This is a genomic window from Pedobacter sp. WC2501 (genome assembly GCF_052682415.1).
In genome coordinates, this window is record NZ_JBQZFI010000001.1 from 3,422,560 (window position 1) to 3,436,036 (window position 13,477).

General features: G+C 37.7%; 11 protein-coding genes. 1 reads left to right on the plus strand and 10 read right to left on the minus strand.

From position 1 onward, the window contains the following. Window positions 1–89: 89 nt before the first annotated feature. The 4 genes from ACUN24_RS14570 to ACUN24_RS14585 are packed head-to-tail and all read right to left on the minus strand — an operon-like array spanning window position 90 to window position 5,173. The gene (locus ACUN24_RS14570; protein WP_445563145.1) at window positions 90–845 is read right to left on the minus strand and encodes an oxygenase MpaB family protein; all 756 of its coding nucleotides are present in this window, start codon (window positions 843–845) and stop codon (window positions 90–92) included. Then, complete coding sequence (locus tag ACUN24_RS14575; RefSeq protein WP_445563146.1) at window positions 829–1,332, minus strand: hypothetical protein; 504 nt, start codon at window positions 1,330–1,332, stop codon at window positions 829–831. The genes ACUN24_RS14570 and ACUN24_RS14575 overlap by 17 nt, the downstream gene beginning before the upstream one ends. Next, complete coding sequence (gene xrtN, locus ACUN24_RS14580; protein WP_445563147.1) at window positions 1,329–2,666, minus strand: exosortase N; 1,338 nt, start codon at window positions 2,664–2,666, stop codon at window positions 1,329–1,331. The genes ACUN24_RS14575 and xrtN overlap by 4 nt, the downstream gene beginning before the upstream one ends. Further along, window positions 2,660–5,173 (minus strand): XrtN system VIT domain-containing protein, encoded by a 2,514-nt coding sequence (locus ACUN24_RS14585; protein WP_445563148.1) that lies wholly within the window; start codon window positions 5,171–5,173, stop codon window positions 2,660–2,662. Before ACUN24_RS14585 ends, xrtN begins: the two co-directional genes overlap by 7 nt. Before the next feature lie 581 nt (window positions 5,174–5,754). Here ACUN24_RS14585 and ACUN24_RS14590 point away from each other — a divergent pair. Beyond that, window positions 5,755–6,222: an Lrp/AsnC family transcriptional regulator gene (locus ACUN24_RS14590; protein ID WP_445563149.1), complete on the plus strand. Its 468-nt coding sequence runs from the start codon at window positions 5,755–5,757 to the stop codon at window positions 6,220–6,222. Between the two features lie 39 nt (window positions 6,223–6,261). On the opposite strand, the gene ACUN24_RS14595 is transcribed toward ACUN24_RS14590, so the two are convergent. From ACUN24_RS14595 to ACUN24_RS14620, 6 genes are read right to left on the minus strand one after another with little or no spacing between them, the layout of a single operon-like run. Further along, entirely contained in the window at window positions 6,262–7,533 is a 1,272-nt protein-coding gene (locus ACUN24_RS14595; protein WP_445563150.1) for a sensor histidine kinase, read from the minus strand. Further along, window positions 7,517–8,890: a sigma-54-dependent transcriptional regulator gene (locus ACUN24_RS14600; protein WP_445563151.1), complete on the minus strand. Its 1,374-nt coding sequence runs from the start codon at window positions 8,888–8,890 to the stop codon at window positions 7,517–7,519. The genes ACUN24_RS14595 and ACUN24_RS14600 overlap by 17 nt, the downstream gene beginning before the upstream one ends. Window positions 8,891–8,908: 18 nt before the next feature. Further along, the gene (locus ACUN24_RS14605; protein ID WP_445563152.1) at window positions 8,909–10,093 is read right to left on the minus strand and encodes an ABC transporter permease; all 1,185 of its coding nucleotides are present in this window, start codon (window positions 10,091–10,093) and stop codon (window positions 8,909–8,911) included. An 8-nt stretch (window positions 10,094–10,101) separates the two neighbouring features. Beyond that, entirely contained in the window at window positions 10,102–11,334 is a 1,233-nt protein-coding gene (locus ACUN24_RS14610) for an ABC transporter permease (protein ID WP_445563153.1), read from the minus strand. A gap of 9 nt (window positions 11,335–11,343) precedes the next feature. Further along, complete coding sequence (locus tag ACUN24_RS14615; protein WP_121287904.1) at window positions 11,344–12,009, minus strand: ABC transporter ATP-binding protein; 666 nt, start codon at window positions 12,007–12,009, stop codon at window positions 11,344–11,346. A gap of 26 nt (window positions 12,010–12,035) precedes the next feature. Continuing rightward, window positions 12,036–13,460, minus strand: coding sequence for a TolC family protein (locus tag ACUN24_RS14620; RefSeq protein ID WP_445563154.1), 1,425 nt, complete (start codon window positions 13,458–13,460; stop codon window positions 12,036–12,038). Window positions 13,461–13,477: the final 17 nt, after the last annotated feature.

The window sequence follows — 13,477 nt, forward strand, 5'->3', positions numbered from 1 at the left end:
CGTTTCGATACTTCGTCAAGCTCAGTACAGGCTGAGCTCAACGTGACAATACGAGTCGAAGTTAACTTTGTGATACAGCTTCATTATGCTTAAAAAGCTTCGAGGTTCAAAATCTGTGCCTTATACGCTGCCGGAAGAATTAAGTTTCGTAACGGTTTGTTCACTTTCAGTTTTCGGCTTATTTTGTATAAAGCAAGCACTGATTTAATGGGTTTTCCTTCTCCGAGTTCAAGCAACTCATTCACTTTATGTGGAACGATTAGTGCCTGTATTTTTATCATTAACAGATACCTCAGCGCACCCAGGTGTTTTTTGTACTGATCAAAAAGATCATGAGAAAAACAGCTGCAAATTAAGTTTTTCTCTAACTGTTGTTCATGCATCACTTGCCAGGCTGCAAAATTAGTTGGAAGTCCGTTTATTTCCATGCGATAGCCAACCAGATAGAAACTGGTAAATATTTCTTCCTTTTCTGTTAAAGTGAGTTTTCTTTCCAGCACTTCAAAAGCGCGGATAGAATAATCAATCAGCATGAACAATACATCCCGATAGGCCCAATCTGGAATTTTTGCCTTTCTTCCAGCTTCAACATGCTGATGGATCATGGTAATCTGATCTATCGCTGCATGGGCTTCAGTTAAAGTAGAAAATACGATTTTTTGCGCATAAGCAACCGTAGAAAAAAGTCTTCCCAACGGATCTTTTGGCAGTTTACCCGTAAAATATAACCAATCAACAGCTTTATTCAGGCTAAATTCTGCTGCTGCGCCGGCAAAAATAAAAAGAACAACATCTGTATTGCCCCATATTTTCCTTACGATGGAATGTTTATCTACAAAGTCCATAATCCTCTTCTAATATTTCAATTTTTTTAATGTTGATACGGCACAGTATCAACGGAATAATTCCGAGAATACCAAAAGAACAATCTATCATTTGCCAAAATATGGGAATCTGACGGATGTTCCCGGCAATTAAGGCCAATGGGATGATCGCGACACAGCAGATCATACCAAAATCGATCACCCATTTGTTTTTTACTGGATCTTTTAATGGGCCGATAAAAAGCACGGCCAGCATGAGATGCGCAAAAGCTAGCCAATCGGTGCCATAACTTAAAAATGGATAGCGTAGATTAGTCGTTTTAATTGCCTGATAAACCGTTCTAAGCCAGGTTTTAAGGCTAATTGGATATGTTTCACTGCGTTTAACCAAATAAGCCATTTCGGTTTCTAACGGAAAAGCGGTTAATCCGCTTATCGCCAATCCTACAATAATTGTACAGATATATATATTGACGTGTAGTCTTAGTTTTTGTTCTTCCGTATTCATCGCTTGCCAGTTAAATAATATTGATTTGCCAGCAATTGCACCACTTGATGGCGAAGGTCTTTACGATTGTTCGTATTTACATTTACCAGATAAAAAAGCTTCGATCCTGTTGCCCCAGTCCATCTCCAAAATAGCTGATCAATACTCTTAACCGTGCCATTGTCGAACCACCAGGCAGCATAAATCCGATCAGTTCCTTTGCTGAGGATGGCAGTGTAAATTTCAGTATTAGCTACTTTTTCTTTTTTAATATTATTAAAATCATAACCACTGCCTGTCCAGCATAGTTTAGGGTCGTGCCCGGGAACATAAAATGCCGCAGGCTTGATATAGATTAAGGCTTCGCTATTTTCGAACTTGGATATTCCTGTTTCCAATTGCTTCTTCTTAAAGCCGGATAATTGAATTTGATTGTTGATAGGCGTCAATTGATCCGCTTTTATAATATTTCGAGCAATAAAAATAAGCAAAGCTAATAAGGTGATATGTAATAACTGAAACCTGATATTATAACTTACTGAACTGCTTTGATTAGAAGGCTGTTCGACCGTCGAAAAGCGTTTGATTATAGCTTTCGAAATAAATATTAATGGCAGAATAACATAAATAGATAAGCAGATTATCCCGATCGCATCGTGAGAAATGGTACCAGGCATACTTTTGAAAAATACCAATAACAAGATCCTGAAAAAATTGCTGCAGATGTTTAATCCGATAGTTAGGGAAAACAGTCCGCCAACCAGTATAAATCGTAGCTGCTTGTCTGTCCGTTTTTGGTAATATACCAATAAGAATAAACAGATGATGAGCGAAATAACGAGCATATTTAAGCCTGCGCAGGCCGGATCTACTGCAAAACTATGTTTTTCGAGTTCGATAATGTTCCCAACAGCAGTAGCATGCATACCTATTGCATTAAGAAGCGCTGTTACTTTGGTGGTAAGCCATAAGCGGATGGGGAAATCGACAATGGAAATAAGATATTTAAATACCGGAGAAAGTAGAAAAAGTAAAAACAAAAAAGCTTCGCTTAACTTGCCCAGGCTATTTTCTATAAATAATAATGCCGCAAATAACAACGCAATAAAAAAGAAGGTCTTAACTGGTATACAAATAGCGAAAACAATTGTTATAACAGCAGGGATTAAGTACCTTAAAGAGAATTGACCGCTTTTAAAGTTGCAGATAAATGGAGATAGCAGGAGTCCTATATATAAATTTATACCCCAGCTTAAAAAGCCAGGTAGAAACCATAATAGTATAATAAAATACACGAAACTTATTCCCACAAACATAAATGGAAAGACTGGTTTTTTGAGATTGATAGCTAACATACTATAGCTTTTTTATCTTTCCTTTTAAAAAACATATAGCTAATAAAGCTCATACAAAGGGCAAAAAGTGCCCACTCGTGTGGCTCTGGCACGGCACCAGATGATTTCATTGAAGCATTTTTTAAACTGTTTTTGTTCTCCTCAATATTAAAACGATCATAATCTTTTTGTGTTTCGAGTACAATTAAGCTCGATACAGGTGATACAATGAAAGCTTGCTCTGCCTCTGCAATTAAATCAGGTTTGATGTAATTTTTCGAGAAAAAATCCGGACCTACTTTTTTCATAATATCATTATAGGCAAATAGGCGTAACAAATGATCAGGGACATTTTGAGTCTGTACATTATCTGCTTTTTTTATCATTAAAGCTGCATCTTCAATTACAACAGTTTGATCGTTTTCTTGATTCTGTATAAATAAATTATTGGCCATTAATTTATCCAGAGTTTCCATGCTTCCAGACGCATAGTTAAATACCCGAAGTTCTTTTAATGCTTTCAGATATGGACTTTCTAACAATCCCAGGTTAAAAAAATGGATCTGTTTTGGCGCTTTTAAATAATTTACAAGTTCCTTACTAAAATGGCTATCCCCAAGGTCGTTTAGGTTAGGGGTTTGTATACCTCCCTTCGATACAAGTAATGTTTTTTCGGGAGCGTTTATTTCCTGGATTGGAAACAAGCTAAAAGTGTAGCCAGAAAGCTTCTTAAACAGCTCTTCGCGGTTTTGCGGTGTAAGTTTAATCATCGAACGATCGAAAACATAGACAGGTTTTTCTTGCGCCATCATGCAAACTGAATCGAATTCTGCTTTACTCCAGCTGCGGTTAATGTCCAGGTATATGCAATCTGGACTAAATGAGCTATATTTTTTATTGTAATTGACGAGTTGATAACTGTTGCCAGCAAAAGAGAATGCTGCCGTTGATAATGGAGGGGCCAAACATGAAATACTTGCATTCCATTGCTGTTTTTCTTCAGATAAATAAACATTCCGGTCCATTTCTTTAAAAGATTTGGGTAGTTTTAATCCCGTTATTTTACCTGAATAGGTGAGTTGGGTAGTTTCTAAAACATTGCTGGCAACCGGACCCTCAAAAAATATTGGTTGATAGATCAGCTGCTTCCCTTCTTTCAGCAGCGGACTGGTTACACCAATCTTAAACTTGCGATTTTCTTTAGGCGTGCAAGGAAATACCCGTACTGTGATGGTATTGCCCTCTTGCCAATGAATTACAGAAGGATCACGTTGTTCTGTACCTACAATGGTATTATAAGCAGAGTCTGCTTTAGCTTTTGTAGTCAACCTCGATTTTTCTTCTTTTCCCGCTATCCATAACGATAATGAAGAAACTACCGAACCCTCTGAAAGATTAAAAGTGTAAATGGCCTCCTGACTGCTCCAGGAGGACTTAGCATTGTTTTTAATCATTACTGTTTTTTCGGTATAAGCTATTCGATATGCCGGAAATAATCTAATGTTATTGATCATACTTATGGTTTCGAGGTGGTCACCTGCCCATAAACGCTCTTGCGCCTGATGCCTTGCCCGATATAATGATTTTAAAATATTGATTCTTTGTTTTTCATCGAGGTTCGGTTTCTTAAACAACAATGTAGAAATCACCACTAATGGATCATGTTGTTGTTTCTCGTCAAATGATCTGTTAGGCATCCCCCCAAAAAAAAGATGGTCTATATCCGCTTCGTGATACACGAATCCTGTTTTCAATAAACGTTCGGTAACAAAAGTTGGTTCAAGTTGCTGGCCCACTTCAACCCATGCAGGCAATTTCGAATCATTCAAAGTATTTCTATTGATTATTGAATTGATTTTTTCATTGATTTTTTGCCACTTTAACGCGAAAAATGTTGCCGCGATGAGTGGTAATAGGCAACCTGCAACGATTGGATACCATAACTTTCTATCGATGCGTATCGCCTTTATGATAAGGGCAATGGTAATGATGGTTAAAAATAAAGGAACATAAGTATGAATGGAAATGCCTAAAGCCACTAAACCAATTAAACTGATGAAATAGAGCGGAAATAGAAATATTGAATAATAAATAAAAAGCATCAGGGCTAATCCAACAAAAAAGAACAGAACATAACTGAATTTTTGTAAAAGGACTAATCTAAAGTTAGAGGCTAGGATTAGTGTAACAACCGACAGAGCAATCCATACTGAACACCATGTTACCGAGCTATCAAATACATTTATTTCGCGGTTTAAACTAAATGCGCTAATGAATAATAGAATGAGTAATAAAACCGTATGGTGTAATTTTCCTTGCCCCCAATGCCATTTATAATTCGAAAAAAGATGTACAAGTAAACATATTTGATAAACTGCAGAAAGGGCATAGTTAACAAAAAATATACCTATACTATTTTCCTGTTCGATATTAATGGTTAATCCAAAAATGAGTGCAGAAATGGATACCATAATTAATCCGCCAAAGTATAGGGGATCCTGTGAGCGTAATTTATTCAATTGATTCATGTTTTTGGTTTTTAAAGTGCTTTGTATTTCAAAGTTAATATGGATAAAAAAACAGCTTTGTTGCTGTTTTGTAAAGTGCTTTGTATTTCAAAGTAAAAGCTAAAAACTGAATATTCCAAAAAAAGTTGAAGATTTTCGACATGATGAATTTTTATCTTCTTGTATTGAGATTGTAAATAGGGAGCCGGGTGTGCTTAAATATTGTGGGATAGTTGATTATTTACCGTGGGTTTGCACAAGATAAATATGCGTTTTTAAAAAGCAAAAGAGCCAGCATCGCGCTGGCGCTCTTGTTATCATTAACTAAACTAAATCAACGCACTGCTGCTAGCAGTTGTCTCATTCGTTAAACAAATATCCTTCGGATTGACAATTAAAACGAAGATGGTTGTTAAATACGGAAAATGTCCTGTTGAGTGGGTTTTGGCGGAATTTAATTTCGTTTGTATTTTTAATTATACTTTTAAGCGAAATTTTGTTCTTTTTTGTGATCTGCATAAGGGTTTAATAGAGAGTATTCATATATTTGGGTATTCATTATAAAACTAAGCCTAAAAGAAATAAATAGACTAACCACTATAATGGAATTATACACTCCTGACCAAACTGACAGAGATATTTTAACACTTTTACAAAAAGATGCAAGGCTAACCTACAAAGAACTTGCTGCTATACTACATCTTTCAAAATCTCCGATTCAGGAACGTGTAAAACGCCTGGAACGTTTAGGGTTCATTTCTTCTGTAGTGGCATTAATTGATCCTAATAAATTTGGCAACTGCATGATCTGTTATCTGCAGGTTCAGCTTACCAATCATTCTGTTAATACCTTCAGGTTATTTCAGCAGGAGGTAAGCAAATTCGATGAAGTATTGGAGTGTTACCATACTACAGGTGGCTTTGATTTTATGTTAAAGGTTGTTGCCAGGAATATGATCGCTTATAACGATTTTCTGACTAATAAATTTGGTCGTTTGGATAACATAGGCACCCTGAATAGTTCACTTGTAATTACACAGGCCAAACGCGAAACTGCTCTGCCTGTTTAGGGCTTAAAATAATATATTACTTTGATAATCACTAACCAATCAACCTAATGTAAACTTGATCGAAAACTGTGTTTCGTTAGGTTGTATTGTTTTTAGCGAGAAATCAAAGCCATGGTTTAAAAGAATTTCGCGCACTAAGGTCAATCCAATTCCCTGTCCATCTTTTTTAGTGCTGAAGAATGGACTGAACAACTGCTCAGTATCTTGTTGAGAAATTCCTTTTCCGGTATCTGATATGGTGAGCATTTGCTTAGACTGATCTAGCGTTAATGTAATTTTTCCTGTATTTTCGATCGCTTCAATTGCATTTTTAATAATATTGATCAGTGCCTGTTCCATTTGTTCAACATCGGCCGAGATAAAATAGCTTTCATGGGTACCTTCGAAATCAATTTTGATATTTTTTTCGTTTGCCTGAAAATACATGAGTTCAGTAACCGATTTTATCAGCTCAACCAGGTTTATTCTTTTTCTGTTTGCCGCTGGTAGTTTAACCAGATCTGCAAAGTTCCGCATAAAAATATTTAGGTTCTGATTCCTGTCTGCAGCAATTTTTAATGCATTTTTTAAGGAATAGTCCTGTTCGTTTAGCCACAGATTTTGTTGTGATAGCGCAGTATTGATGATCGAATTTACCGGCCCTACCGTATTATTTACTTCGTGTGCCATCATTCGGATCACTTTATTGTACACACCTTTCTCTGCCGCAAAAATTTCGGCGGTTACCTCTTCCATCATGATGAAAATACGCTCAAAACCGCGGTCAATAAATCTTGATTTCTGGATCTTATAGGTATGCACCCCGTTAACTCGCACTACTTTAGAACTGCCTGTTTCTATTTCATGTATCTGGTTTTCAAGAAAATGTTGGTTGTTGGCTAAAATTTCGGTTGCTTTTGGATTAATTTGTTTAACCTGCTTATCATAATCTAAAATAACAATGCCGGTAGGCGAGGTCTGAATCAATTTTTCGAGAAAAAAGTGTTGTTCCTGTTGTTTGGTCCGTTCCGTTCTAAGTTCATCAATCATCCGGTTGTAAACATCTACCAGCTCATCTACTTCTTTTTTGCCGGTAGATAGAAATTTAACATTAAAATCTTTATCTTTTATTGCCGAAACCCCCTGACTCAAATAACTAAGCGGCGCAATTAACTGTTTGTATAAACTCAGCGAAATCAATATCGAAATGATAATAAATACCTCAGCAAGCAAGAAAATAAGCTTATTTTCTTTGAAAATGAAGTAGCTCATCACCAGACAGATCAGGTGGAGCAGCACTAAAAAAAGGATATATTTAGTCTTCAGTTTCATTAAAAGGGATTTGATATTTTTCCAACCGGCGGTAAAGTGCATTTCGGGTAATGCCCAAAGATGCAGCGGCTTTTGTAATCCTGTTTTTATGGAAATTCATGGCTTGTTTAACCATCTCGGCTTCCATCTGGTCTAAAGTCATCGTGCCAACGCCAGGCAATTTTACTTTTTCGTTCCTTAAAGGGGATAAATTCAGTTGAGATTGAAATTCATCGATTCCCAATTCATTTTTATGGCTGATCAATACTGTTCGTTCTACCAGGTTTTTTAACTGCCTGATGTTTCCCGGCAAGGCCAGTTGTTGCAACCAGCGCATTGCCGCTGAGGAGATGGATAAATCAGGACGATCGTAAATCTCTTTCATGTTGTTAATGAAGAAATTTACAAGTAATGGAATATCTGATGGACGTTCTCTTAAAGCAGGCAGGTGAATGGTGATTAAATTGATCCGGTACAATAAATCTTCTCTGAAAAGGCCCGAAGCCACCATTTCGTTCAGGTTTTTATTGGTGGCGCAAACTACCCTGGTATCAACCGTTTTGGTGCGGCTGCTGCCCAAAACCTCGTAAGTTCTGTCTTGCAGTACCCTTAATAGTTTTACCTGACTCGAAGCTTCAAGGTCGCCAATTTCATCCAGGAATATAGTTCCCTTGTTTGCCATTTCAAAACGACCTGTTCTGTCAAAACGGGCATCGGTAAACGCACCCCGAACATGGCCAAACATTTCACTCTCAAATAAAGAGGAAGAAATGCCACCCAGGTTTACTTTTACAAAGGCTTTACTCATGCGGTTGCTGTTTTCATGGATGGCTTCCGCAATCAGCTCTTTTCCTGTCCCACTTTCACCTGTAATCAGAATTGAGGCATTGGTAGATGCAACACGACCAATAGTTTCAAGAATGGCCAGCAAACCCGGATCTTCCCCAATAATCTGCTTAAAATTATATTTTTTATCGAGTTCTTTTCGGCTTCTTGATATTACTTTTTTGCCGTTTAACTGTAGTAACGTTTCTACCGACTGTAATACATATTCATTGTTCCATGGCTTATTGATAAAATCGTTTGCACCCAGTTTCATTCCCTGTACAGCAAGTTCGATGCTTGCCCAGCCCGTGATCAATATTATAGGTATTGCAACATCAAAAGTCCTGATTTTTTTGAGCAGGTCCATACCTTCTTTACCCGAAGTACCAATCGAAAAGTTCAGATCTAAAATAATAAGTTCAGGCTTTTGGGTTTTTACCACCTCAAAAGCCTGAGCAGGACTATCTGTACTCACGATTTCATTTCCAGTATTTTTTAAAAGAAGCGAAAGTGAAGTACGTACAGCTATATCGTCATCAACAATTAATATCATATGCGAAGTTAAGATAAGTTATTCTTCATGCAATGCAACAGCAGGATGGATGCTGGCAGCCTGTTTACCGGGATATAACGAACAGAATAAAACCAGCAGATAAATGAATGCCACTGATAAGAGCATCGCAATGATATAAACACTTGCAGGAATATCAAAAACACTCAGTAATGGAAATTGGACAGCAAAAAAACAACCAACCAGTAAGGACATGGTAGCCAATATGATCGCTTCCATAACCAATTGATAAGAAACCGATCGACCGCTTGCACCGATGGCCCTGCGCAAGCCGATTTCTCCCTTTCTTTTATTGATGTTGTACCACAATACGCCAAATAAACCCAATGCAACATTAATAATCAGAAAACTGGCAATAATGATAAAAATAACCATTGGGGTAATGGTTCGCCTGTTTCTCTTATCGCGCATTTCATCTACATGTTGTATTTCCACAGCGTTATGCGTAGAGGTTGCCATAAATTTATACAATTTACTTTCGAAAGTGGCGTCTGCACTTTCGCGTACTTTAATTAGGACCGTACCGGTCCACTTTAAGTATCCCGTATCTAAAGGGCTGAACAAAGCATTATTGCCAGGCTGGAAATCGCCGTTCGCTTTAATATCAGCTACTACGCCAATAACCTTTAATTTGTTTTTGTCATCAAAATCGCCAATAAACTTTCCTATTGCTTTTTGTTTTCCAAACATTTCATTTTTTAAGGTTTCATTAATAATAACCCCTTTATCTTTGCTTACCGCATCTTCCGGCAAAAACCACCTGCCTTCGAGTAAAGAAACGTTCCATACTTTCTGATAATCATTGCCGACCATGTAATTACTCACACGATCGTATTTTCGTCTGTTGTGCGTAAGTCCTGTACTCATAAAACTATCAGAATAGGGATAATTAGAACTTGAAAGGGAGATACTTTCGATTTGCGGCATGGCTTTTAATGACTTAGTGAGATTATCATAAAAAGTAACCAGCGAATCGCGGTTTTTGGGAAGCTGGCCATTACCATAGGCAACCGACCAAACTCTTTTATAATCGAAACCAAGTGGTTTGCTATAATTCTGGTAATAATAAGTGAGGTAAGAAAAAACCGCAAATATCACCAGAAAGGAAATCAGGATTTCGGAAAGGAAAAGAAAATTCTGTTTCCTTTTATTCCATATCAATTTAAATAGGTGTTTAAACATCATAATATCTTTTAGGCTTTAAGGGCTTTAACTACATTCAATTTCGACATGCGCCAGGCTGGATAAACGCCAGAAATGAGTCCGAAAAATACGCAGGCAAGGAAACTATAGCACAGTACTGCGAAATTCATTGTAAGGCGCATGTTGGAAAGAAAATCGGATTCATTAATGAGCGTAATCACAACAAGTGAAAGAATTATACCGATAAATCCACCAAGAAAGGTAAGGATCATATTTTCTACAATAAACTGGTAAACCAATGTTTTTGAAGAGGCACCAAATGCTTTACGGACACCAATTTCAGACGAACGTTCCATAATCCTGGTGATGTTGATATTAACCAGGTTAATGGTTGGCAGTAGCAAGAAAAGCAGTATAAACCCGCCGGCCAAAGTAATTACCTTTGCAACTGCACCATTTGTAGAATCGCCTCCAATTCTTCTGCTAACGCTGGTAAAAAATGGATCGGCATTACAGTAAAGTTTATCAAAATCCTTGGGAATTGGTACTTTCTTGATCATCTGTTTAAATTCCTTTTCTAGTTTAGGAAGATCAGCTTTACTTTTTGCGAGCAGAACTGCATTGTAAGCACCCATTACATCAGTATTGTTGCGATTTTCTTTTGCAATACTGTAAGGTAAATACATATCGCCATTAAAATTCCGAACTGTTTCTGATACATTTTCAACTACCCCAATAACCCTGTAATTGATATTATCTGCAGAAATAAATTTGCCCACAACCGATTTTTCATCGCCAAAATAAGCTTCTTTTGTTTCTTTCGAAATTACCGCAACCAATTCTGCATTATCTATTTCCTTTTGTGAAAATGCTTTTCCTTCCAGAAATTTATATTCCAGTACATTCCAATAATCTGCGTTGGTGTATTGATAACCTATAACCAGTTTTTTATTGTTTACATAAGCATTAGATGCTTTCGAACCAGAGGTAATGGCCATTTTTTGCAGGTTTTTTAAGGTAGCTACATAATGTTCCAAAAAATAAACGGAAACATTACTGCTGTTCATCCAACCTTCTTTAGAATTTTTGATTTCAATTCGTTCTATGTATAATGATCGTTCTCTTTTATAATCGGGGTAATCCGGACTGATCATTTTATCAGCCAGTGCGGTAACCACCATCAAAATGGTGAGTGTAAAGCTAATCCCGAACAGGCTGATGAAGGTGAAGAATTTTCTCCGTTTCAATACAGCCAAGGCTATTTTAAAGTAGTTTTTTAACATAATTTCGGATTATTGAACTTGTGAACCATCAAATAGACGTACCAGGCGGTGTGTTTTATGTGCCATGCTTTCATCATGCGTTACCATAACAATGGTGGTACCTTCATTTTTATTCAGGTTGATCAGGATATCCATAATCTCGTTCCCCATAGCACTATCTAAATTTCCGGTGGGTTCATCGGCTAAAATAATCTGTGGATTGCCAACAATAGCCCTTGCAATGGCCACACGCTGCCGCTGACCGCCCGAAAGCTGTGTGGGGAAATGTTTTAAGCGGTTGCTTAACCCAACTTTTTCTAAAGCTGCAGTAGCAAGCACTTTTCGTTCTTTGGCTGATGAAGTACGGTACAATAGCGGTAATTCTACATTGTCCAATACCCGCAAATCATTGATCAGGTGATAACTTTGAAAGATAAAACCCAGTTTTTGATTTCTGAATTTTGCCAGTTTCTGATCGGAGAAACGGCTGATATCCTGTTCATCAATTTTAATGTTTCCTTTTGATGGCTCATCCAATAAGCCCATAATATTCAGGAGCGTACTTTTACCACAGCCTGATGGACCCATGATCGAAAGAAACTCACCTTTGGCAATATCCAGGCTGATTCCGTTGATGGCAAGTGTTTCTACCGTATCGGTCCGGTAAACTTTTTCAATGTTTTGTAAGCGAATCATAATGTATAATTAGTAATTAAGATTTATTAATAGGTTATTTTTCTGTTTTTTTCGAAATCGTAAAGCGAGAGGTAACGAAGCTGGTAGTAAGCACCCCAGAAATCGCGCAGGGAGGATACATAATCGCGTTTTGCCCTGTCGTTTTCCTGAAAGGCGATACTGAGGTCGGTAATACTGAGGTTGCCCAAAACATACCGCTCGCTGGCAATTTTGTATTTTTCGGCAGCAATCTTTTCGGCTTCATCAGTAAGCAGGATCTGTTCTTTCATCATGTTAAAAAGCGTTACCTGTGTTACAATCTGCTGTTTAAACGTCTGTTTATCCTGCTCTACAGCATAGGTGATAAATTGCTCGTTGGCCTGAGCAGTTTTGGTCCGCGATTTAGATCTTCCCCAATCCATTACAGGGATAGCGAGCTTTAATTCCACAGATTGCTGGTTTTTTGGCGAGCGGTAAATGTCGAAAGCGCTGTTTGCCGCATTAGAGAAACCAAGGTTAGCCCTTAAGGTTGCAGTTAAGCCATTTTCGCCTTTTGCTTTGGCTACATCTCTTTTGGCTTCGGCCAAACGGCGGATAAAGCCAATGGCATCCGAACGGTTTTCGAAAGCTTCGGCCAGAACTTTCTCTGTAATTACGGTCATTTGAGCTACTACTGCAGGCATCTGCAATTTAATCCTGTCGTCGCCTTCAATGCCAATGTAGCTTCGCAAGTTTAAGGTGGCAATTTCTACATCACGTTTTGCGGTACCCACTGCCTTCTGTGCATTTAAAACTTCTAACTGAAGTTGCAACATTTCATTTTTAGAGATTTTGCCCAATTCGAATTTTGTACCGGCAATGGTTAAAATGCGTTTGGTGTTTCCATAATTTAAATCGGCAATGTTCAGGTTAACCTGTGCCAGTAACAAATCGAAAAAATACTCTGTAACCGTAATAGCAATTTTTTCCTGTGTTTCTATAAAAACCTGTTTGCTTTCATTGAATTTTAAGGGTTCTATTTTCTTATCCCATTTTAGGCTGTTAAACTGTAGTAAGGGCTGTGTATAGCCAATGCCGTAGGGGATTCCGTTGTACAGCACACTGTTTCTGTCGAAATCATCAAAACGTTGGAGCTGCGTGGTTCCATAAACAGTTCCTCCGGTAGCGGCAATGCTCTGACTAAAATTTAATGTCAAAGAGGAGTTATCATAATGTACGGGTTGAAAAAGTATACTTCCGTTAGGCTGTTGAACCTGTGTGTAGGTTTTGGTGTATCCCGGTAAAATCCCTTCCAATGCGAGTTGTGGCTGGTAATTGGATTTAAATGTGCGCCACTCCCAATATTTGGTTTCCTTTACAGTGATAGCCTGTTTGGCCGCAATAGAGTTTGCCTTCGCCATTTCCACAACCTGCTGTAAGGTGAATTGCAGGGTGTCTGTTTTTGGAAATGCGAAACCTTTCCAAGTAACCATGATCAATAAACACATAA